The organism is Caldibacillus sp. 210928-DFI.2.18 (assembly GCF_020554505.1).
GTDB lineage: Bacteria > Bacillota > Bacilli > Bacillales > Caldibacillaceae > Caldifermentibacillus > Caldifermentibacillus hisashii.
On record NZ_JAJCHL010000010.1, the window covers coordinates 34,693 to 58,535 of the forward strand.

Consider the following 23,843-nt stretch of genomic DNA (forward strand, 5'->3'; position numbering starts at 1 on the left):
ATCAAAATAAAAAAAGAATGCCAATGTTTATCAGCATCCTCTTAAAAATATCAAAATATGTAAAAATTTATGCCTATGCCCGGGCACCAAAAAATTTTTTCAACCGTGAAAACATGCCTTTTCCGTTATCTTCAAGCTGTTGCAATGGTACCGATTCGCCTAAGATTCGTCTTGCAATATTCCTGTAAGCGATACTTGCTTTACTGTCCGGATTCATAACGATTGGTTCGCCAACATTTGATGCTTTAATGACCTCTTCATCATCGGCCACAATACCAATTAGTTCTATAGCCAAAATATTTGTTACTTCATCGACATCAAGCATTTCCCCGCGTTTAACCATATTGGTACGGATTCGATTGATAACCAATCTTGGCGGTTCAATCGGTTCTTTTTCCAGTAAGCCGATAATTCGGTCAGCATCACGTACCGATGATACTTCCGGCGTAGTCACAACAATAGCCCGATCAGCACCGGCTATGGCATTTTGGAAACCTTGTTCAATACCAGCGGGACAGTCGATAATGACATAATCAAATTCATTTTTTAAATCATTGACTACCTTTTTCATCTGTTCCGGATTAATCGCAGTTTTATCGCTGCTTTGAGAGGCAGGAAGTAAGTACAATTTATCTTCAAAACGTTTATCTTTGACAAGTGCTTGGTGTAATTTACAGCGACCTGTAGCTACATCGACGATATCATAGATAATCCGGTTTTCCAAGCCCATGACAACATCCAGATTACGTAAACCGATATCGGTATCAACTAAACAAACCTTTTTCCCTTGTAGAGCCAGAGCAGTACCTATATTAGCAGAAGAAGTGGTTTTCCCTACTCCACCTTTTCCAGAAGTAATTACGATTGCCTCACCCATTAAGACAAGCCTCCTTCCACAAAACGATTTATGTTTGGTCGAATCTTATTTAAAACTGATAATCTATCAATAACTAATTGTTTTTCTTGATTCAGATAGGCACATTCTGATTCGTCGTTTATCTTATTCCGATCCAGTGACTGCCCAAAGTAATCCGCAATTCGCAATTGGGTCGGCGTCATTGTAGCAGCACAAATTACAGCTTCCTCATTACCGTTCATACCCGCATGAGCCATTCCCTTTAACCTTCCTAAAATGAAGATATTGCCGCTTGCCATCACTTTGCCACCCGGATTTACATCACCGATCAACAATAGGTCTCCTGTAATTTCCAAAATTTGCCCCGAGCGAACAATTTTGGTTACGACTGTAAAACCTTTTTCGGTTCTTATTCGATTCAGTTCTTCTTTTAATATAACATTTGATTCGATAGATGCAATGATTAAATTTTTTTCCGGACTGATTAATTCTCTTAATTGCTGTTCCTGTTCCTTGGTAAGTAATCGATTACCGGTATGAATACGAACAGAAACTTCATGAGAATCGTCCATGAGCTGTGAATGTGGAAACAATTTCTCTTCAACTTCTTTTAAAAGGTCAAAAAAGGAACAAGTATCATCAAGACGTAACAATAGCCCGTCTTTTGTACCTTTTATCGTGACATTTTGCGTCTTCATCATGCATGATTTCACCTCAATAAAGTAAAGTTCGACAAAAGCCAGGCAATTTCCTTTATTTTTCCTGTAAAAATCCGAAAAACAAATTTTATAAAAAATAAACTCCTTGTACAGGACGATTAACAATCAAATTTTTTCCGAAAATTACACATGAACAATCCGTAAACGCAAAATACTGTAGAGCTTTACCCGTTTCTGGAAGCGAGCGAACACGATTTGCAAAAATATATGTAAAACTCATCTTCAGAACCGTTATGATTGAAACATTCCCTCTTCTTCACTTCTGATTTTTCTTAATCGGGTAAAATATTTTTTCAGTGAATAGGAAAATAATATATAAAATGCCAGGTTTGCGCCTAGGGTTGGGAATAAGCGTTGAAAAACAAAAAACTTTAGTGGCATATTGGCTATTTGTAAAATCGAAAAGACCCCATAAATCCCGAATTCGACAAGTGTGATCGCCAGCAAGCTAACAAAAGCTACAATGAAAAGATTCGCATGCCAATTTTTCATTAATTTTGATACAAGATAAATCGTAACCGGGTACCAAAATAAATATATTCCCAAAATATCAATAAACACGATATCCATAATCAAACCTGTAACCAAGGCATAAATGAGACCTAACTTTTTATCATAATATATAGTTATAAAAATCAATAATAGAAAGAGAAAACGCGGGACAACAATCCAATATTGTGAAAACAGCCGGGTTGGAATAAAATTAACAAACTGACTTTCCACGCAAAAGAAAATAATCACAAGAACCGGAATCCACCATTGCTTTCTCATGACTCATTCCCCCGATTCTTCCGAAGCTGTCATTTCTCTCTCAACGACAATGACGTTTTCAAGGTTATAAAAATTCGCGGCTGGTTTCACATAAGCTGTTTGTGTCAATCCGTATTGATCAGGTTCTACCTTTTCAATTTTTCCAATGTATAATCCCTTAGGAAAAACATTTGCTAAACCGGATGTAATCACATCCATGCCCTTTTTGACTTTTTCTTCTGCCGGGATTTGTTTAATAATCAACTGCTGCTTTTCAACATCAAATCCCTCAATTAAACCGTAAATATCATGTTCGCCTTGAATAGCGACGTGGGTTCGGTTTGTCCGATCTACGGTAGAAAGTAATTGAACAGTAGAAGTTATCTTTCCGACACTTTTAATTTTTCCGATCATTCCATTAGCAGTTATAACAGCCATATCTTTCTTTATTCCTTGTACCTCACCTTTATCGATTGTTAACGTTTCTTGCCAGCGATCTTGATCACGGGCAATAACCGAAGCATGATGGATAGTAAAAGAGGCTAAATCTTTTTCCTTATCAATCAAGGCTTTAAGCTCCGCGTTTTCTTTTTCTAACCGATCCGCTTTCACTTTAATTTGGGCGTACTCATCCAATCTTTCTTTTAAAATTTTATTTTCTTCATAGGTTTGCAGTAAATCTCGCATATTTTCGACGAGGTTTGAAACAAGATGAGCAGGCTTTGCAAAAACCATCTGGGCAAAGCCTGCTGTATCTTTGACAAATTGTTCCGGCCACGATAATTGATCCCGTTCTCTTAATGAAAAACCAATCAATGCCACAAGGATAATAATCCCTGAAAGTAAAATGATAAGACGCTTATTCTTAAAAAATTGTGGCATGATTTACACCTCTTTAACTAATGGCTGATTCTTATATGTTGTTACTTGCACTTTACCGCATGAAGTCGCGAAAGCAATTGACTTTAACGACTGCTGATTCTTATATGTTATTGCAATGAACGACAACATTGAACAAATTATGTAGAAGGTAACGAGACCACTGATAAGTTTACCTTACACAATATTGAGTAGGATAAACACACTAAACCAACGAGAAATTCCTTGACAGCCTATCCCGATATCTACTCTCCCATATCTAATGCCAGGTGGCTAAGCAAACAAGAAGAAACTCGTGTTCAGCTGATTTTTTTCTTTTTCAGTGACCTCGAATTTGTTGAAAATCCAATTTTTTAAAAACTGAAGTATAAACATTGTTTTACAAAGGATTCTTACATTTACCCTCTTACTTTATTTTTAAATAAATCAATATGTTCCAAAGCTTTACCGGTTCCGATAGCTACACAATCGAGCGGGTTTTCGGCAATTAAGACGGGCATATTTGTTTCGTTGGCAATGACTCGGTCCAAGTTTCTCAGTAATGCTCCACCACCTGTAAGGACAATGCCACGATCCATAATATCTGCTGCCAATTCAGGCGGAGTTTTTTCCAACGTATTTTTGACCGCTTCAACAATCGCAAATACCGTATCTTTCAGGGCTTCGGCAATTTCTTCAGGCGTTACTTCAATGGTTTTTGGCAAACCGGTTAATAAATCACGCCCGCGAATTTCCATATTTCCAATTCCCTCAGGCATACCGGCCGATCCAACTTCCATCTTAATCGTTTCAGCAGTCCGATCCCCAATCATCAAATTATAATTTTTCCGAATATAGGTAATAATGGAATCGTCCATTTCATCACCGGCAATACGAATCGATTGACTCGTAACAATTCCACCTAAAGAAATAATTGCAACCTCTGTTGTTCCGCCACCAATATCAACCACCATACTGCCGGTTGGTTCCCAAACAGGGAGATCAGCACCAATGGCAGCTGCAAACGGTTCTTCAATCGTATATGCGTCCCGTGCCCCGGCTTGACGAGTTGCATCGATGACAGCACGTTCTTCAACCGCAGTAATTCCGGATGGTACACATACCATGACATACGGTTTTCTTCCAAATCCGCCTTTATTTTTCAAAGCTTGATTAATAAAATATTTCATCATTTTTGCTGTTGTTTCATAATCTGCAATTACCCCGTCTTTCATCGGGCGGAGGGCAACAACATTTCCGGGTGTACGACCGATCATATTTTTCGCATCATTTCCGACCGCAACAATTTGCTTTGTATCCGTCTGATATGCTACAACGGACGGTTCTCTCAATACGACACCTTTTCCACGGATGTAGACAAGTGTATTCGCTGTTCCTAAGTCAATTCCTAAATCTTTTGAACCAATTCCAAACATGGTTGTATCTCCCTTTCTCATACATTCTCTTGTTCATCATGTTGTATATAAACAGCACGTTTTTATCGTTTGTCAAATATTGTCATTTTATTGACCAATTTTCGTTTCTTAACTTTTTCGCTAAATAAGGGTTCGTTCGTCTTTTTAAAAACAAAAAAATCATACGTATTATTATATCTCATTGTGCAAAAAAATAATAGTAGTAATTGGCTTATAAATATCCTTTTTCTTTTAAACTGACATATCGTTTGTCACCGATAATAATATGATCGAGTACATCCACCCCTAAAATTCTACCACATTCGACAAGTCGCCTGGTAACCTCAATATCTTCCCGGCTTGGTTCGGGATTTCCGGATGGATGATTATGAAGGCAAATCATCGAGGCGGCTGAACGTCGGAATGCTTCTTTAAACAGTTCACGCGGGTGGACAATGGAAGCATTTAAACTTCCTATAAAAATGGTTTGTTTGTGAATCACTTCATTCTTGGTGTTAAGGAATAAACATACGAAATGCTCCTGAGTTAAGAAGCGCATTTCTTCCATGACATAGTTTGCTCCGTCTTCAGGAGAACGGATGACGTAACGTTCTTCATTTTTCATATTGGCAATTCGTTTTCCAAGTTCGATTGCGGCCAATAATTGGATGGCTTTTGCTTCACCGACTCCCTTTATTTTCGTCAATTCTTCCAGTGAGGCATTCATCAGCATTCGTAATCCTTGAAATTCTTTTATAAGCCGTTGTGCCAATTGGAGAACCGATTCATTTTTTGTTCCCGTTCGTAAAATAATTGCCAAAAGTTCTTGGTTTGAAAGACTACTCGGTCCGTGATGGATAAATCTTTCGCGCGGCCGCTCTTCTTTCGGAAAATCTTTAATTAATAATTGTTGCGTAATAACTATCTCCTCCTATTCATTTTTTGGGGAAAAGTCACCGAAAGTTTTCCTAAAAATGGATTAGCGTCTTACACAAAAATCTTACGGGCATGTTAATGGGGCTACCGCGATTTTAACGCTGAACGGCTGAATTTTCATATGACTTTATGCCAGTTCGGGCGCCTCATGAACGGCTGATTTCTATATGACTTTATGCCAGTCCGTGTTCCCTCACAAACTGCTTATTTTCATATGATGATCTAGGCTTGTCCTTAGATCGGATAACCCATCTTTTTCAATGCCCGATATAGTTTTGCCACCGGTAGACCAACAACAGAATAGAAATCACCATGAATCGATTTCACCAAGATCGCCCCATATCCTTGGATCCCATAACTCCCCGCTTTATCTAAAGGCTCTCCTGTACGAATGTATCGATCGATTTCTGCTTCCGCCAATTCCCAAAATGAAACCTCTGTCTTTTCATAAAAAATTTCTTTATCGTTCCCATGTAAAATGCATGTACCTGTAAAAACAGCATGTGTATTGCCAGATAACATCATTAACATCTGCTTAGCATCATCGCGATCGGCTGGTTTTCCTAAAATCCGGTCATTATAAACAACGATTGTATCTGCCCCGATAACAAATGCATCATGATTTTCCTTTGCAACTGTTTGCGCCTTTCGTTCAGCCAATGTCATAACAATTTCTTCAGGAGGCATGTTACAATCGACCGATTCATCTGCATTGCTTGTTATAATCTCAAAGGATGCACGTAAAGACTGGAGGATTTCCTGCCTACGCGGTGATGACGAAGCTAAAATGAGGCGTGCCATATTTTCACCTTCCTGTTTAAGATCTGTACGAGGGGGAGATACAAAATAATACTATCAAACGATACTTTTATACTCAACGACATAAAAATTAATTTTCACTTACAAAAAATCCATTTTCGACATCCTTTTCTGACATAAAACATCATTTTGAAACGAAAAAGACATCAAAAATGTGCTTTTGTTATATTTTATCTATAGGTTTGCACAAAGTCCACCTTTCCCTACTATATGTTAAGACAAATCGTCTCTTTATGTATACCCCTTCCCTACTTGTGTGGGGGATGAATCGGGGTTTGGATCGATGTCTCTTTAAGTACCACTGTCCCTCCTCAAAAATCGACGTTTGGGTAGATAATTGACTTTAATCCCCTTCCCCACTATATGCGAAATGGGTCGATTATTTGACGGTTGCCAAATAATTCCAATAAAAATAGCGGCTTCACACTCCGACTAAAAAGAGGGGACCTGGATCCGCCTCTACGAATTGGTCGTTGAAAATAATAGCAATCCACCACTCCAAACGAAAGCTAAGTGGTGGAATGTTTTAAAATAAGTAATAGCTTGAAACAAAAGTCAATAAATATTGCTGTAGTTTTTGCCAATTCTCGATGTTTCGATCTTTCAAATATCCATTCAATGCCTCATACGCATGAATTAAATTTTTCTGTAATTCTTGGACCGGCTTTTTTTGTAACTTTTTGAAGTTTTTCATCTTGTCAATTTCACTTGTCAATTCATTCATATTGATGTTTTGGCCATCTTGTAAATATGCTTTTGTTCCCTCTACTACTAGTTTTTCATATATTGGATAAGCTGATTCTAAAAATGTTTTTTCATCGCCTGTTAAATGTTGGATTACTTTTTCATTCATTTCTAATTTCGTCGGCCATGTTTCAGTGAACGTATTTTTATAAAATTCGGTTTCCCTCATTTGTTTACCTGTTTCGAGTGTATCTGTTACAGCAATGAAAACACGTATATTTTCCCCGGTATTTATGGAAGCAACCGGTTGATTTTCTTTTTTATAATCTTGAATGATTTTATCCACCGATTCTTGACTCTTGTATGCCCCTTGTTGCAAAATATACAAACTCACTGCGGGTAAAATAACCTGCTCATTACCGGCTGTTGTTGTACCATTGTTCGCTGGATCCGTTTGAGAGCCTTGTCCGTTTCCATTTGCGTCTTTTGTCATAAATTGTAATAAGATAATTCCAATTAAGATTCCTATTACAATGGCGGAGATGCAAGAAATAATGATAGCCGGATGGTTTCTTCCTTTTGGGAGTGCAGGTCTTTTTTTCTTTTTATTTTTTAACAGCGGAATCGCTCGTTCTTCCGTTGCTGCAACTTCCCTTTTCGCTTTCCAATCATGAATGATCAATTCCTCTTTAAATTCTTTATCTTCACCATTTATTTTTATTTTAATTTGATTTTTATTTTCCTCATCCACTATATTGTACCTCCCAGCTTGCTAGATTTGTAGAATACTTCATTAGCTGCACAATTTAGAAGAGTTCCCTTCTATCCTATCATATGATTTTTAAAAAATAACAAGACTTTTGTCGTTTCATATGGAAAGGTGTTCGTGGAATTTCGACAATTTTGGTGATGCTGTTGAATTGGGGGGACTGGTGAATTCCGACAAAAGGACAACAGTTGAAGAAAAGTAATTCCAAAAAAGCTACTGCATTAACGATGGAATTGCTAAAAAGGAACTAGTAATTAACCAGTTCCTTCCTTTTTCTTACAACACTTTATTCAAAAAGTCTCTTGTCCGTTCGTTTTGTGGGTTTCCGAAGATTTCTTCCGGGGTTCCTTGTTCGACAATGTATCCTCCGTCCATAAAAATGACCCGGTCGGCTACTTCTCTTGCAAAGCCCATCTCATGCGTGACAATGACCATCGTCATACCTTCTTCGGCCAATTGTTTCATAACGGCCAGCACTTCACCGACCATTTCCGGGTCGAGTGCACTTGTCGGCTCATCGAACAGCATGATATCAGGTTTCATGGCTAGGGCACGTGCGATGGCTACCCTTTGCTTTTGCCCGCCTGATAATTGATCCGGTTTTACCTCTGCTTTATCCTTTAATCCAACCCGCTCCAAAAGTTTCAACGCCGCTTCCTTTGCCTCTTCCTTCGTTGCTTTTTTCAATTCAACAGGTGCTAACGTAATATTTTCCAATACCGTTAAATGGGGAAACAAATTAAAATGTTGGAACACCATCCCAATATTTTCTCTAACTTTATTAATATCTATATTTTTATCTGTTAAGTTAACACCATGGACAATAACTTCCCCTTCTGTCACTTCTTCCAATAAATTTAAACAGCGAAGAAATGTACTTTTTCCGGATCCGGATGGTCCAATGATACAAATAACTTCACCTTCATGGACATCTAAACTAATCGACTTTAACACTTCTAAGTCGCCAAAGTTTTTCTTCAAATTCTTTACACTAATTTTCTCCATGTTTAATCCTCCTTTCCAAATGATTCGATACTTTCGTTAAGATCATTATAATAATAAAGTAAATAATACCGACGATTAACCACATTTGGAAAGATTCCAAATTTCTTGCAATAATAATTTTCCCGCTTTGTGTCAATTCATTAATTCCGATAATGGAAAGAATCGAAGTATCCTTTAATGTGATGACGAATTGGTTAATAAAGGATGGAATCATGATCCGAATCGCTTGTGGCAAAACAACTTTCGACATGGCTTTTCGATATGGAAGTCCTAAACTGCGGGAAGCTTCCATTTGTCCTTTATCGACCGACTGAATACCACCGCGAACAATTTCAGCAATATACGCACCGGCATTTAAACTTAACGTAATAATCCCGGCAACAACTGCGGTAATTCGAATGTCTAGCGCTGCAGGAACTCCAAAATAAATAAAGAATGCTTGAACAAGTAATGGTGTGCCGCGGAAAATATCTACATAGATCGTTGCAATAGCACGCAAAAGTTTCTTATTTGACACTTGGAATAAACCGAAAATAACTCCAAGGATGGTGGCGGCAACTAATGAAACAACTGTTAAGATGATTGTCATTTTTAGACCGGACATTAAACTTGGAAAACTTTCCTTTAATAATCCGAAGAAACCTGAATCAGCCTCTTCATCACCCGTTTCTAAATACTTGTCCAATATTTTTTGATATTCACCGGATGCTTTTAAGTTGGATAATCCGTCATTAAACATTTGCAGCAGTTCGGCATTTTCCCCTTTTGCCACAGCAAATCCATATGAACTACCAGACTCTTTATCTGTTACGATTTTTAACCCGTTCCCTTGTTTAACCCCATAAGCCAAAACCGGATAATCATCAAAACAGGCGATGGAATTTCCTGTTTTTACATCTTCATACATATTGGCAGAATCATCAAATGTAACGACTTTAAATCCGTATTTATCTTGGATACTTTGGGCAAAAGCAGCTCCCTCGGTACCGGTTTTTACGGCAACTCGCTCACCTTTTAAATCTTCATAAGATGAAACCTTGTTATTGTCCTCATCAACGGCCATAATGACGCCGGAATCAAAATACGGATCCGAGAAATCGAATTTCAGTTTACGCTCATCTGTAATACTCATCCCGGCAATAACCGCATCCACTTGTTTTGCTTCTAAAGCTTGGACTGCTGCATTAAAACCAAGTGGCCTCACTTGATATTTAAATCCTTGATCTTCGGCAATAGCCTTTAGTAAGTCCATATCAATTCCGACAAAATCACCATTCTCATCTTGGAATTCAAATGGAGCAAAGGTGACATCGGTCGCAATGATATAAGTTTTTTCCTCTGCTTTTGCGTTAGAAAATGGTAAAACTAGCGAAATAATGGTAAATAAGGTGAAAATTGAAATAAACAGTTTGGAAACAATTTTTCTTTTATTCATTCACTTTTACTCCTTTTAGTTATATTAAATAATATTTTATCAGAATTAGAAAATGATAGTTAATATTTTAACATAACTATTTATTTTAAAATAAATTGTGGAATATTTTTATAGGGAAATGTATATATTGGTCGGAAATTTAGGAAGTGTACCACCGGAAAATGGGCATTTAGTTAAAAAATCCTTATCTTGATACAATCATTCAATTCAATAATATTATATTAAAAAAGGAAACCAATATCAGTCAACTATAAAACAATGGAAGTTTAGAACCATCGATGAATGGAGATGGAAAAATAAGGAATCCGTTCCAATATGTACCGGATTCCTCTTTATTTTGAAAAACATTCAAAAATGGAACCCCCTTACCTCATGTACCGAATTCTTTAAAAAAAAATGGAACCTGTTCCCCAAGCTCGGATTCCCATCTACCATACTAGAAAAACATACCCAAATACCATTGAATCAATGAATCTGTATAAAAATAGGCGATAATTGCGCCGATGCTGATGAACGGGCCAAAGGGAATCGGGATTCGTTTTTGGTATCCTTTCATCAATATGAACCCTAACCCAAATACAGCCCCAACTAATGAAGCAAGGAAAAGTGTCATCAGCGTGGCTTTTGTTCCGAGAACGAGACCTAAGACAAAAAATAACTTAATATCTCCGCCGCCCATTCCACCACGACTAACGACTGCCAATAAATAGAGAATCCCAAAACCGAGTACGGCCGCTAATCCAGCATCCCACCATGGTGAAAGCGGATAAATCATCCGTAAAATGAGAAATACAATCAAGAAAAACAACAGAACTTTATCAGAAATAATCATATAGGCAATATCAGAAACTGTGATAATGACGAGCAGTGAACACAGTAAAACGGCAATTACTGTTTCAAACGTCCAGCCAAATTGATGAAAGGAGAAAGCAAATAATATGCCGGTAACAAGCTCCATAACCGGATAAATGGGAGAGATTCGAGCTTTACAAACCCGGCACCTTCCCCGTAAAAAAATATACGAAAGCACGGGTATATTTTCATACCAAGACAGTTCATGATGACATTTTGTACAATGAGAATTTGGGTAAACGATCGACTCTTTTTTCGGAATACGAAGTCCGACCACATTGAAAAACGAACCAAAAACTAAGCCAAATATAAAGAAAAACAAAGTGATGATTTCATTCATGGCAAATTCCTCTTCAAAGATCATTTCGATTATTTAACACCATTATAATAAAAAGTAGTGATTTGCACATCTGCCGTGACAGCTTGATTACCATCTTTTTCATATAAAAGCTCTCGTTCAGCCGGTTTTGTAAAAGTCAGCGTATCGACACGAGTAATCCGTTCCAGTTTTTCCAATTCCTGTAAAAATAGTTGAAAATGCTCAAAATCAGGTGATGCTACGGATAGATTTATCGTAATTAATTTTACATTTGTTGGTAAATTAGTTACTGTTTCATCCGTCGCTTGTTCACTTTCATCATTCGTATCGGATTCATTATCCTCACTGTTTTCATTATCCTCTGTCGCTTGTTCATCCGACTGATTTTCATCTGTTTCATTCATTGTCAGATCGTCTGTACTATCTGTTAATTCATCATTATTATTTGTATCATCCGCAGTCGCTTCGTCCGTACCCTCTGTAGATTCATTATTTTCATTTGTACCATCCGCTTCCGTTAATCCGCCATCATAATTATTAAAGTTAATCGAGGCAATTTGACTGCCGCTTACCATTTCTATTTCTTGCAGTGACAAGATCAGTTCATCTAATTGACGGGATAACGGCATCTTTTTTTCCAGTTTTGCTGTATTTTCCGGCTGATCAGTTTCATTTTGGTTTAACCGATTTTCCAAGGCCTTTACCTCTGTTTCCAGTTGCTTCACATTTTGTTCGGCTGCATTTGCGTCATCTTTTAACGGCATAATCAAATAAAAATACAGTAACCCTAAAAGTAGAAATAAAATAATACCAATAAAAAGGACGATTTTCCGTTTTTCTTGAAAAAAATCACTCATCAGCTTCACCCCCGGCCGGCAAAAGGGACGACAGATTAATAACAATGCTCATGTTTACGTCATATCTCGGCATTTCTTTAAAATTTACCGCTTCCGTATTATCTTCTGACTCTTCCAAAGAAAAAGTAGAAATACTGTCTACTTTCACATCGGTAAAAAATTTTGATCCATTTAACTTTGACACGTAACTGGCTACCATATCCAATGATTCAAATTGTGTTTGGATTGTCACATTATTGCCATCATAGGAATAGTTACTAAGGTAGCTTTTGTCGTCTGGCAATAAATGAATTAACTCTTTAATGACGTTTGAAGTCGGAACAGTGTATTTTTCAACATAAGCTACAGCTTCCGGGTAGCCCACTTCATTTGTTGCATCTTCCGTTTGCTTTTCTAGTCCCGCCTTTTGAGCTGTCAACATTTCCTCTCTTGATTGGAAAACAGCAATATCCCCTTTTATTTGGAAATATTGGATAACCATAAAGATAAGGAGGAAAACCCATATCATTGAAATGGCGAGCACGATAAACGTAGATCGCTGATTCACCCGGTCTTTTTCCGGTAATAAATTAATTTCTGGAATCACTTCACTTCCCCCTTTAATGCAAGTCCCAGCGCAGGGATGAATACCCTGTCCACTTTATCTGTTTTTGCCGGTGAAAGATATGCCTCCAGAATTTCTACCGGAATCGGGACACTGGCAGCAATTTTTTTCACAATAATATCAAGTCGCGGAAAGTCACCAAGTAAGATTATTTTTGAAACGGATTTTTCCCCTTTATGTAACGAGTAACGATAAAAATTCATCATTCTTTCTAGCTCAATCATTTGGTCATCTAACAAACCGTAAAAGACTTCTTCATCTCCATCAAAAATCCATGTTAATGAACCATCTTCCTGAACATCACATCGCCAATCTTTTAACGAAATTTCCAAGTCTAAAAATCTTAAAAACTCCGGACGATTCTCTGAAAAAATACTAATCATAATCGAGTTCAAATTTAGTTCAAAAAAGAGAATCGCCGTCTCTTCGTCAAAATGGTTTTGCAAGGAACGATAATAGCGGTAAACCCCGATGGAACGGATATCGGCGACGACCGGTTTCAAGCCGGCATCTTCAAATATCGCTGTATATTTGTTTAGTTCCTCTTCCGGTACGGCAAAAAGCAAACCTTCCCTCTGACTGTTGGAAGGATCTGCCTGAGGTAAAGGATACACGTCAAAGATTGGATTATCAAACGGCAAATACAAGGTCCGCCCGAGTTCCATATAAAAATGACCTTTGACATCTTCATCATTCAATTGAGCCGGAAATTCAACCTTTTTCATAATCATAAGAGAATCCGGGACATAAAAGCGGACATTGCGGTGCTTGATCCCCCAATCTTGGACGACATCCTTTAAAAATGCGTAAAACTCCATTTCATCAAGAATCCGCCCATGCTCAAGCAGTCCATCGGGAATGGCTTTTTCCTTCATGTCTTTCACTTTTGTCAAACCACCGCCCGGATAATCTACCATCCGAATGGCATAATCATCGATAACGAGATTGATTGATTTTTTGGTTGAAAATAAATTGAGCATGGGTGGACCTCCTTGTATTCATAAAAAAATTTTTAATTGCTATTAAAAGTTACCGCTCTATTATTTTTTTTATGGTGTAGTAGGAGTAGGTACCTCGCCTTTTAATGCTTTTTTTATATTTGCTTCTGAGTAACCGCCACCGGTTTTTGCAATTTTTGTAGCCTTATTAAATTTATAACCTTTTAATATCCATTGTTTATCTTTTTTATCCACACTTGTAAAAGAAGTTGATGCACTATCATCTAAATAACCGCCTTCAACTAATTCTTCCTTGGTATATGAATCATCACTACCTGCCTTATCACCATTTGCATCAGCCAATTTAGCTGCAGCAATAATATTTAATGCATCATTAAGTTCTCCTTTTTGTTTTGATTCTGAAATAGCATTCCCAATCATCGGTATTGCAATCGCGGCAATAATCCCCAAAATTACTAACACAGCTAATAATTCAACCAACGTCATCCCTTTTTGGTTTTTTAATAACTTCATACGTTTTTGCATTTTATTATCCTCCTATTTTTTTTCATTTTTGATCTTATTTCTTGCCCTTCATATCCCATTCCCTTGGCCATCACCCCCTAAAAGGAATATTATTTTTACACAACAAACAAAGGTGTTAAAAACAATGAAAAACTGCTAACTTATTAAATTTGCTGATAAATCGTAAACATCGGGACCATGATGGATAGAATAATGGTACCTACGACGACGGCCAAAAGGACAATCATGACCGGTTCGATTAATGATTTCAATGTATCGACCGAGCGATCGACTTCCGCTTCATAGAAATCGGCAATTTTCTCCAACATAAAATCGAGTGATCCGGTTTCTTCACCGATGGCCACCATTTGCGTAACCAATGGAGGAATCACCCAGCTTTTTTCCAACGGTTCGGAAAGCTTATTCCCTTTTTCCAAACTGTCCCGTGCCTCTAACACAATTTTTCCAATAACCGGGTCATTCACGACTTTTTCAACAATCGTCAACGCTTGTAAGATTGGGACGGAACTGGAAAATAACGATGCGAGCGTTCGCGACATTCGTGCAATAGCTGATTTTTGCAAAAGTTTCCCAAAAATGGGTGCTTTTAACATGGCAACATGGACGCCATAATGAAAAGCTTTATTTTGCCTCATCATAAAAGCAAATAGAAACCCTATTGCCAGTACGATTAAAATTACAAGCCACCATAATTTTTGAACGACGTTACTGACACCAAGCATAAATTTTGTAATTGCAGGCAGCTCTGCGTCAAATTGGGAAAACATAGCCGTAAAATTCGGAATAATCGTAACCATTAAAAAGATTACAACGGCAATAATGACAATGATTAACGTAATCGGATAAGCCATGGTCGACTGGACTTTTTTCTTTAAGTCATATTGTTTTTCCAAATAAGTAGCCAGTCGATCCAAGGATTCATCCAAGTTACCGGTTGCTTCCCCGGCACGCACCATATTAACAAAAATTTGCGGAAAGATTTTTGGATATTTTCCCGCTGCATCCGAAAACGGAATCCCGGAACGAATATCTTCCTCAATGGCCATCAGCACTTTTTTCAATGCTTTGCTTTCGGTTTGTTTCGCTAAAATATTGGTTGAATCCACGATGGAAACGCCCGCCCGAATCAATGTAGCAAATTGGCGACAATAAATGACGAAATCCTGTTGTTTCACTTGATGTCCAATGGTAATTTCCTTATTTAATACACCTTTTGCTTCCGTTAATTCCCGTGGACTGATCCCTTGTTCCCGCAATTTATTAATCGCTTGGGTTTTGTTAATTGCATCAACCGTTCCCCGCTTCAATTTTCCTTCTTTTGACCGGCCGACATATTTATAAATAGCCATTTGTATCACCTGTATTTAAATATGGGGCGGAAATTTCATAACTGATTGTTCCGTTCTTTACTAAACTTTGAATCGACATCTCAAGCGTATGCATTCCTTGGGCTCGGCTCGTTTGTAAAACATTTTGGATTTGATGAATTTTTTCATTACGAATTAAGTTAGCAACAGATGGTGTATTTATTAAAATTTCCGTTGCAGCCACCCGACCGCCACCTTCGCGAACCGGAAACAAACGCTGGGAAATAATCCCTTGTAACACATTGGATACTTGGAGTCGAATTTGCCGCTGTTGATGAGGCGGAAATACATCAATAATCCGGTCAATCGTTTGGGCGGCACTGGACGTATGTAATGTTGCGAGTACTAAATGCCCGGTTTCTGCAGCAGTGATGGCCGTCGATATCGTCTCCAAATCTCGCATTTCCCCGACAAGAATGATATCGGGATCTTGCCGCAGTGACGCCCGAAGCCCATTGGCAAAACTTTTCGTATCTGTGCCGACTTCCCGCTGATTAATAATTGATTTGATATGTTGATGCACATATTCAATCGGGTCTTCCAATGTAATAATGTGTTTGGCAAAATTATGGTTAATATAGTTAATCATTGCTGCAAGTGTTGTCGATTTCCCGGAACCGGTCGGACCGGTAACCAATACTAATCCTTGTGGCTTGTCCATTAAATCTTCCAGCGTTTTTGGCAAGTTTAAATCGGCAATTGTCGGAATCGTTGCCGGAATCGTCCTAATTGCGATACTAATGCTATTTCTTTGATGATATGCGTTAAGCCTAAACCGGGACTTTCCTTCCAATTCATAGTTAAAGTCGACTTCACCCTGTTCAATAAAATGGTCCCAGAGCGACTCCGGAATAAGGTCTCTCGCCATATTTTCGGTATCAACCCGCGATAACGGGTAACCGCCTGCCGGACGTAATTGTCCGTCTATGCGCAAAATCGGCGGGGAATTTACAATGATATGAAGGTCTGATGCCTGTTCTTCGTACGCTTTTTCCAATAATGCTCTTATGTTTGTTGTCATTGTCATCCCCCTATTCCAATACAGCTACCCGTAAAATTTCTTCCGTCGTTGTTACTCCTTCTTTTACTTTCTTCAACCCGTCATCAATTAAAAACTCCATTCCTTTTTTCCGAACATAGTCACGAATTTCCGTGGTTGACGCTGTTTTTAAAATCAAGCGACGAATTGTTTCATCAATCGGCAATACTTCATGAATCGCTATCCGCCCGCGATAACCGGTCATATTGCAGCTTGGACAACCGCGCCCCCGCCGAACTGTTTCGATGGTTAACCCGCGGCCGGAAAAAATTTGTTGCTCCCGCTCCGTCGCAGGAACGGTTTGTCCGCAGTCCCGACAAACACGACGAACAAGACGCTGTGCGACGACCCCCAGTATGGAAGAAGAAATTAAAAACGGTTCAATCCCCATATCGACCAGGCGAGAAAGAGCTTCAATTGAACTATTTGTATGAAGCGTGCTTAATACTAAGTGCCCGGTCAATGATGCACGGGTAGCAACTTCTGCCGTTTCGGTATCTCGAATTTCTCCAATCATCACAATATCCGGGTCTTGTCGTAAAATCGACCGCAAACCATTTGCAAAAGTAAGACCAATATTTTCACTGACTTGAATTTGGTTGACACCTTCCATCTGGTATTCAACCGGATCCTCTACCGTAATAATGTTCACATCTTCGGAATTTAACTCGTTCAATGTTGCATATAAAGTTGATGATTTTCCCGAACCGGTCGGACCGGTAATTAAAATGATTCCATTCGGTCGTTTCAGCATATCCGTGAATTTTTCCAAATTTGTTTCTGAAAATCCGATTTTATCAATCCGATTCAAGGTATTGGATAAGTCGAGTAACCGCATTACGATCTTTTCCCCGTAAATGGTGGGCAAACTCGAAACACGAATATCGACCGGTCTAAAATTGATTGTTGTTTTAATTCGACCATCTTGAGGCAAGCGAGTTTCCGTAATATTTAAATTCGCCATAATTTTAATCCGGGCAACAATGACGTTTTGCATATGTTTTGGCAAAGATCGTTCTGTTCGTAAAATCCCGTCAACCCGATAACGGACGCGCAATTCAGTTTCCTGCGGGTCAAAATGGATATCGCTTGCTCGTTGCACGAGAGCATTGTCAATGATTTGGTTGACGAGACGAACAACCGGTGAATCATCATCGGCCACTCTTGTTTCATCCAATGTTTCACTTGTTGCAATTTCTCCCATGACTTCTTCCATTGATTCCTGCAGGTCGTAATATTTTGTTATGGTCCGAAATAATTCATCTTTTGTCGCAATCGCCGGTTCAATATGATAACCGGTCGCCATCCGCAGTTCTTCAATGGCAAAATAGTCCATCGGGTCTGCCATCGCCACTAATAATTTATTTTTGTCACGACGAATCGGCATCGCATAATGTCTTTTGGCCAGTTCTTTCGGGACCAGTTGAATTACATCCGGATCAATCGGATATTGAAAAATATTGATATGAGGAATCCCAAGTTGGAACTCTAAAACTTCAATCAATTGCTGTTCGGTAATATATCCTTCCCGAAGTAAGGCATCCCCTAATTTTTCGTCTGCCGATTTTCTTCTAAGGGTACTGTTTAATTGCTCCTCTGAAATCAATCCGGATTCGACAAGTAGATCACCTAATCTTTTTCTTGCCAACGGGTCCACCTCCTGTTTTTGAAAGGATTATTTTTTATTCTGGGAGAAAAAGCACATCAAGGCCACAACCCTTTCGTGTAGGAATCCGAGCTACGTAGATTTGGGACAAACTCAGTGCCGGCTAAAATTTTCCATCTATTTTACAACATTCGGTTGCTCATAGATTGAATCATCTGTTGTTGCCGCAGGATTAGCGTCATTGCCGTCAGTAGCATTCATTGTATTTCCCGGGCCGATTGTTGTGTTCGGTGTTTGGTCAGTCGGGACTGTCCCGTCTTCAGTAGTGGTACTTGCTTCACCCGTCCCTGCGTTCTCGCCGGTTTCCGTACCATTACCCGTTTCCTCAACAGCAGGTGCGAGAAGCAAAATTTCCGGTGTTGGTAAATAAAAATCTTTGCTGATCAACTCTTTATCAATCTTTTCTCCGGTTGAAGAAACAGTAATTCGATATACTTCGACCCGTTTCCCTTTCTGACCCGGTTGAAGCACTTGCCTGTGACCCGGTTGCAAATCTTTGTTATATCGGTTGATTGTTCGATAATCAACATCGAGACTATTTTCAATACTGTAGCGATATGTATTCTCCGGCTTTTTGGACCTTAAGCCCATTTTCAACACATTTCCCGTTTGTTCTGCTGTCACGCGAATCTCATTCGGTCCCGGGCTATACACAATAAAATCCTTTTTTTCGTTTTTGCTTACCTTTGCCTCAATCCCCGGTTCTGAATAGCTTGGAATGATTCCTTGTGAATGTCGTTCAACAAATTCTACATTTGTTTGTAAAAGAAGGGCATATAGCATAGATACGACAAAATTTCCTTCCGCTTCACTATAGTAACTTACCTTGTCGGCAATCGATTCAAGATAAGAAAAAGATGAATTAGCAGGAATGGAAATCCTGTTTAATTCCTCAAGCAGTTCATCCATAAACAGATAATCACTCGGTATTTCCCAAGAAGTTTCCGCAATTGCTACTTCCGCATCGTTCTGATTGGAAGAAACTGCCGTTATTTTATGCTGGCCAAGATAAGAAATCGTGTTTTCTATTAATTGAACGGTTTTTTTAACATCGATCGAGTTTCCAAATTTATCAAGCAGTTCATCAGTAACATCAACACTCACAGTAAGTGGCAATTGTTGCGGTTCAGACTTCGTAAAAAAGGCGTACCATGGCTTGTCAATTTGATTTGTCATTTCCTTTACGGAGTCTTTTACATCAAATTTAATATTTTTATATGGGATGACTACGGAATCATTCGCCGTCTGGACGATAAAATCTCCTTCATTTTTCCAACGTTCAATTGCTGACAATAATAAGGAAACCGCCTCATCTTCCGTTTTTTCTCCCACATCAATTCCGCCGATGGATGATCCTTTCGGGAATGTGGTGGCTGCATAAGCAAAATGATTTGAACCGACTTCATAAAAACCAAATGAAAAAATAAAAATACCAATAAGCAAAACGTAAAGTCCCTTTGTCCTTTTCACCCTACCCATCACGAAACCACCTTACCCTGAATATTTAAAATTTATATGCCAAATGTCATGTATAACAGTTCATCGATACACAAAGTTCTTTTTACCTATATCAGACAAATGTCATGTTATATGGTTGATTCAGATAGAAATTTAGTTTTTCTATTCGTTATATTCGCAAAAAGGACTAATTTGCCCTGAATTTTTGAAATTTATGAGTATATTGTCATATTTTAGTAGTCTATTTTTCCTAATTTAGGTATTATATAAATAGTACAATCATTGTCTAATATTATTTTAACCTAATAATTAATATAAATAAATTGGTAAATTTGCCAAAAACTTGAACATATAATTTGAATTTAACTTAAGTTTAATATTTTTGATAACAAACTGCAACACTTTTTGGGAAAATAGAACTATAACAGATACTAATACAATTTCACTATAAAACGATCGAGTAAAAATTGATACTAATTACAAACAAAATTATTTCGGGGAGGTTGTCCCTGTGGGGAAACGTTTTTCCAATAAACAAGGATTTACTTTAGTGGAAGTCATCGTGTCAATTACGATTCTATCAATCATTATTTTAACTTTCTCAAGTATTTTCTTATTTACAAATAATACAGCAAATCGAAACAATGAAAAACTTGTTGCGGTTCATTTGGCAAAAGCAACGTTGGAAAGTGTAAAAGGAAATCCATCTTATTATTTTGTGTTAACTGAAACCGGCATTACCCCTGCAGAAGGATTTCAAATTGAGGATGACGGCTCAATAAAAATATCTCAAATCATTAATGATAAGGACTATGAAGTTAGAATTAAACCAAGCCGTGACAACGATCAAAAAGATTTAAGCCTTGTTCATGTATTAGTCGAGACAAAACTACTCGATTCAAAAGTGCCGATTACGTCGAAAGTGGAAGGATATGTTAATTATGCAGAATAAATTCATCCGCTCAAATAACGGGTTAACATTAGTCGAACTTTTAGCGACGCTTACCATTTTGTCATTTATAGGAATCGTTATATATTCTGTATTATTTAATGGAATTCGCTCCTACGAAAGAACAATGGAAGAAACAAAATTGAGAGATGAAGCTGATTATATTATGGCTAATTTTATAGATGAGTTTTTTACTTTAAAGGTGAGTGACATTGATATAAAACAACTCCCCAATGAAACGAATAATTTATCCTATATTACAATCAAAAAAGGAACCGAGGAAAAACAATTAGGATTTAAAGATGGCAAAGTCGTTTTAATAAATAAAGAGTTAGAACCACTAGATTCGAATGTAGAGTTATCTAATGAATCGAAAATAATAGCAACAAGTGAGTCTGAGTATATGGTTGCACTTGTTCTACAGACAAAAGACACAAAACGTAAACTGGAGTTGACAAGTATATTTAACATTCTTGATGATCGAAAGGAGGTTAACCAAAATGCGATTAACAAATAATGAAAAAGGCTACTCCCTTCTATTAACGATGTTTGTCTTCATCCTTTTTACTGTACTCGCCATGGCGCTATTAACAGCAACGTTGACAGGTTCGAAGCGAAATCAAACAAGTGAACACAACATTCAAGCACAAGAATTGGCAATGATGGGCATTGACCATTTGACGAATCAAATTAACATGGACTTGAAGAAAGAACTTGGCGAAAACGGGCTTACGCAAGATCAATTTAAGTCAATATTAGAAACTACTCTTAATAAATACAAATCTGGTGTTGCGATAAATACAGGAGAAACGGGTTCTTATGAGGCGAAAATAACTAATATCGATTCAGTTAAGGATAATCCACTAAAAAAGCGTGCAACCATCGTCAGTACCGGAATAGCTGACGGAAGGAAAAAATCAACAACAACAAAAGTCGTATTTGGAGCACAGTCGACACTTGACACTTTGAAATATACAGTTGGTGCATATAAATCAGATGAGCTTTCTAAGAAATGTAATACAAATAGCAAATATTGTGTTAGAGGGGAAGGTAACTTGTTCTTACATGGAGGTGTATCGATTAAAGGCGATTTCAAAGTTGATGGAAATATAATTACTACTGACAGGGGCTATGCATATTTAGGAGGTCAACAGTGGATTCCATCAGTATTGCCAACTGCTTCCCCTGTTGAGGGACAAAAAGCATCTCATATTGTTTTGAAAGGTAATGTATATACTTTTGATCATAATCCTGATTACGACAAACATATTGAAACGACCAATTTTAATCAAGGATCTACTGATAAATATTGGGTTTGTACCGGACCTTGGTTTTGGCCAAAATGTAAATATGTTGAAAAAACAACTGACAGTAAATACGTAAATACAACCGGTGACCTTTCAAAAGCTTTTTTCGGGACACTACCGGTCATTACACAAAGAGAACCGATAAGGGATGATATTCAGATTGAAAACCAAAAAAATGTTTTTTATTTCCCAGAGGGTCCTAGTGTCATATATGCTCAAACTTTAGATGGTGGTTATAAAAAATCTTTTAATCAAGACTTATCTTATCAAAACAAAAAGGTTTACCCTCAATATTGTGAAAAAAATAATTGTAAAAATCCTTCAACAAATGAAGATTTTGAGTTTACAGGTAACAATTACTTCGGAAATTTTGCAACAAAAAGAAGTCTATATATTCGTGGCTCAAAATCAAACTTTAAAGAAACGAAATTTGAAAATGGTGCGTATATAGGAGGAAATTTAATCATTGGAAATACTGACATATCAGAATATAGTGAGAGGGAATATCCAAATAATTTTGAAAAAATAAAATTAGATGGTCCCATATTTGTTGAAGGAAATGTGACGATTGAAGGTGTTAATGGCCAATTTAATACGATTATGTATGTAAAGGGAGATGTAACAATTGAGTACTCAGTAATTAATGGGTTAAACAACACAGGCTCTTTAATTATTTTTGCGGGGGGAGATATTAAAATAAGGAATAATAGTCTCTACCAAGACAATCCCAGTAATATAAAAGGTTTCTTCTATTCGGAAAAAGCACTGGAGATGTTCGGAGTCGGGTCGAATATTAAAATTGAAGGCGGTGTTTCTGCTCGACGAATTGTTTTAAATGCCATTCGAGGTAAAGCGAGTAAAACTTCATTTAGTGGTTCAAAAAAAGTAGATGACGACTATTATGAAGGACAGGCTAGTCAACTGAATCTGCCACCAGAAAAATCTCGCCTTCAAATCATTTATGATCCAAACATTATGAACACATATGCCGATTTAAAATCAAGGGAACCTATGGTGATAAGCGTCGATCCACCTCAAATAACAGAAAGAAAATTAGAATAAGGATATTTTACTTTATTAATAATAAAATCCACTATGCTTTCATAACATTAGTGGATTTCATTTATTCATTCCCGGTTTATGAAATAAAAATATTAGGTAAGTCGTCTTGCTAATCTTTATGAATACTTCATATGTAAGCAGGAGCGTTCCGGTAGTTAAGAGCGACGCAAATTTTGATAAGTTTTTTTACATGGTCACAAATTTTATACCTCTACCTTCTACTACAGCTCTACAGCTCCTGTTTTTTTTTTCCAAGCTGCAATGGATTTTTTCTAAAAAGATTATGCAATAGATACAACTTAATCCATATGTACCAATAGCTCACTACTTAATTGCATAACTTTTCACAAAAGCTTGTCAGTCTCATCTTTTTATAAATAGCAACTATATCGTTTCACTATTTACACGTTCCCATTTTTTAAAATAGGAATAATTTTGTTTCACCTCACCCCACATACTCCGCCACTCTATTCCTCCCTACTCTTTTTGCTCCAAGATAGAGGGCTCGGTCGGCATAACGAATTAAGCTGATGGCGTTATCGGTATCTGCCGGGGCTGAAGCGACGCCAATACTTACTTTGAGACTCCCACGACTAAAGTCGCAAGCCCTAAACCTTACGGTTTAACGGGTGG

At 37.7% G+C, this 23,843-nt stretch carries 22 protein-coding genes; 3 read left to right on the plus strand and 19 right to left on the minus strand.

Going from position 1 to position 23,843, the window contains the following annotated elements; translation table 11 throughout:
- Window positions 1–73: 73 nt before the first annotated feature.
- From minD to LIZ98_RS04205, 19 genes are all read right to left on the minus strand, one after another.
- Window positions 74–877, minus strand: coding sequence for a septum site-determining protein MinD (gene minD, locus LIZ98_RS04115; RefSeq protein ID WP_034771393.1), 804 nt, complete (start codon window positions 875–877; stop codon window positions 74–76).
- Window positions 877–1,557, minus strand: coding sequence for a septum site-determining protein MinC (minC, locus tag LIZ98_RS04120; protein ID WP_095141476.1), 681 nt, complete (start codon window positions 1,555–1,557; stop codon window positions 877–879). Before minC ends, minD begins: the two co-directional genes overlap by 1 nt.
- Window positions 1,558–1,806: 249 nt before the next feature.
- Window positions 1,807–2,346 (minus strand): rod shape-determining protein MreD, encoded by a 540-nt coding sequence (mreD, locus tag LIZ98_RS04125; RefSeq protein WP_227139463.1) that lies wholly within the window; start codon window positions 2,344–2,346, stop codon window positions 1,807–1,809.
- A gap of 3 nt (window positions 2,347–2,349) precedes the next feature.
- Window positions 2,350–3,207, minus strand: a complete 858-nt coding sequence (mreC, locus tag LIZ98_RS04130; protein ID WP_227139464.1) for a rod shape-determining protein MreC — start codon at window positions 3,205–3,207, stop codon at window positions 2,350–2,352.
- A 395-nt stretch (window positions 3,208–3,602) separates the two neighbouring features.
- Window positions 3,603–4,619, minus strand: coding sequence for a rod shape-determining protein (locus LIZ98_RS04135; protein ID WP_034771430.1), 1,017 nt, complete (start codon window positions 4,617–4,619; stop codon window positions 3,603–3,605).
- A 211-nt stretch (window positions 4,620–4,830) separates the two neighbouring features.
- Window positions 4,831–5,517: a RadC family protein gene (gene radC, locus LIZ98_RS04140; RefSeq protein ID WP_095141478.1), complete on the minus strand. Its 687-nt coding sequence runs from the start codon at window positions 5,515–5,517 to the stop codon at window positions 4,831–4,833.
- 251 nt (window positions 5,518–5,768) lie between these two features.
- The gene (locus LIZ98_RS04145) at window positions 5,769–6,335 is read right to left on the minus strand and encodes a Maf family protein (protein ID WP_108898366.1); all 567 of its coding nucleotides are present in this window, start codon (window positions 6,333–6,335) and stop codon (window positions 5,769–5,771) included.
- Window positions 6,336–6,879: 544 nt separating this feature from the next.
- Entirely contained in the window at window positions 6,880–7,788 is a 909-nt protein-coding gene (locus LIZ98_RS04150; RefSeq protein WP_227139465.1) for a hypothetical protein, read from the minus strand.
- A 294-nt stretch (window positions 7,789–8,082) separates the two neighbouring features.
- Window positions 8,083–8,811 carry an amino acid ABC transporter ATP-binding protein gene (locus tag LIZ98_RS04155; RefSeq protein ID WP_108898368.1) on the minus strand — a complete coding sequence of 243 codons (729 nt, stop codon included), beginning with the start codon at window positions 8,809–8,811 and terminating at the stop codon, window positions 8,083–8,085.
- Entirely contained in the window at window positions 8,798–10,246 is a 1,449-nt protein-coding gene (locus LIZ98_RS04160) for an amino acid ABC transporter substrate-binding protein/permease (RefSeq protein ID WP_227139466.1), read from the minus strand. The genes LIZ98_RS04155 and LIZ98_RS04160 overlap by 14 nt, the downstream gene beginning before the upstream one ends.
- A 436-nt stretch (window positions 10,247–10,682) precedes the next feature.
- The gene (locus tag LIZ98_RS04165) at window positions 10,683–11,438 is read right to left on the minus strand and encodes a prepilin peptidase (RefSeq protein WP_227139476.1); all 756 of its coding nucleotides are present in this window, start codon (window positions 11,436–11,438) and stop codon (window positions 10,683–10,685) included.
- A gap of 29 nt (window positions 11,439–11,467) precedes the next feature.
- Window positions 11,468–12,274, minus strand: coding sequence for a midas domain-containing protein (locus LIZ98_RS04170; protein ID WP_227139467.1), 807 nt, complete (start codon window positions 12,272–12,274; stop codon window positions 11,468–11,470).
- Window positions 12,267–12,860 carry a PilN domain-containing protein gene (locus LIZ98_RS04175; RefSeq protein WP_227139468.1) on the minus strand — a complete coding sequence of 198 codons (594 nt, stop codon included), beginning with the start codon at window positions 12,858–12,860 and terminating at the stop codon, window positions 12,267–12,269. Before LIZ98_RS04175 ends, LIZ98_RS04170 begins: the two co-directional genes overlap by 8 nt.
- Window positions 12,857–13,858 (minus strand): type IV pilus biogenesis protein PilM, encoded by a 1,002-nt coding sequence (pilM, locus tag LIZ98_RS04180; protein ID WP_227139469.1) that lies wholly within the window; start codon window positions 13,856–13,858, stop codon window positions 12,857–12,859. Before pilM ends, LIZ98_RS04175 begins: the two co-directional genes overlap by 4 nt.
- A 69-nt stretch (window positions 13,859–13,927) precedes the next feature.
- Window positions 13,928–14,362 (minus strand): type II secretion system protein, encoded by a 435-nt coding sequence (locus LIZ98_RS04185; protein ID WP_227139470.1) that lies wholly within the window; start codon window positions 14,360–14,362, stop codon window positions 13,928–13,930.
- 143 nt (window positions 14,363–14,505) lie between these two features.
- Window positions 14,506–15,711, minus strand: a complete 1,206-nt coding sequence (locus LIZ98_RS04190; RefSeq protein WP_227139471.1) for a type II secretion system F family protein — start codon at window positions 15,709–15,711, stop codon at window positions 14,506–14,508.
- Complete coding sequence (locus tag LIZ98_RS04195; protein WP_227139472.1) at window positions 15,698–16,750, minus strand: type IV pilus twitching motility protein PilT; 1,053 nt, start codon at window positions 16,748–16,750, stop codon at window positions 15,698–15,700. Before LIZ98_RS04195 ends, LIZ98_RS04190 begins: the two co-directional genes overlap by 14 nt.
- A 10-nt stretch (window positions 16,751–16,760) precedes the next feature.
- On the minus strand, window positions 16,761–18,416 hold the full coding sequence (locus LIZ98_RS04200) for a GspE/PulE family protein (RefSeq protein ID WP_108898375.1): 1,656 nt from the start codon (window positions 18,414–18,416) through the stop codon (window positions 16,761–16,763).
- Window positions 18,417–18,551: 135 nt separating this feature from the next.
- Entirely contained in the window at window positions 18,552–19,913 is a 1,362-nt protein-coding gene (locus tag LIZ98_RS04205; protein WP_227139473.1) for a G5 domain-containing protein, read from the minus strand.
- A gap of 490 nt (window positions 19,914–20,403) precedes the next feature.
- Here LIZ98_RS04205 and LIZ98_RS04210 point away from each other — a divergent pair, with 490 nt between their 5' ends.
- Genes LIZ98_RS04210 through LIZ98_RS04220 form a run of 3 tightly spaced genes read left to right on the plus strand, consistent with a single transcriptional unit; the run spans window position 20,404 to window position 23,210 of the window.
- Window positions 20,404–20,844, plus strand: coding sequence for a prepilin-type N-terminal cleavage/methylation domain-containing protein (locus LIZ98_RS04210; RefSeq protein ID WP_227139474.1), 441 nt, complete (start codon window positions 20,404–20,406; stop codon window positions 20,842–20,844).
- A complete protein-coding gene (locus LIZ98_RS04215; RefSeq protein WP_161522424.1) occupies window positions 20,834–21,358 on the plus strand; it encodes a PulJ/GspJ family protein in 525 nt (174 codons plus the stop codon). The genes LIZ98_RS04210 and LIZ98_RS04215 overlap by 11 nt, the downstream gene beginning before the upstream one ends.
- On the plus strand, window positions 21,342–23,210 hold the full coding sequence (locus LIZ98_RS04220) for a hypothetical protein (protein ID WP_227139475.1): 1,869 nt from the start codon (window positions 21,342–21,344) through the stop codon (window positions 23,208–23,210). Before LIZ98_RS04215 ends, LIZ98_RS04220 begins: the two co-directional genes overlap by 17 nt.
- The last annotated feature ends 633 nt before the right edge of the window (window positions 23,211–23,843 follow it).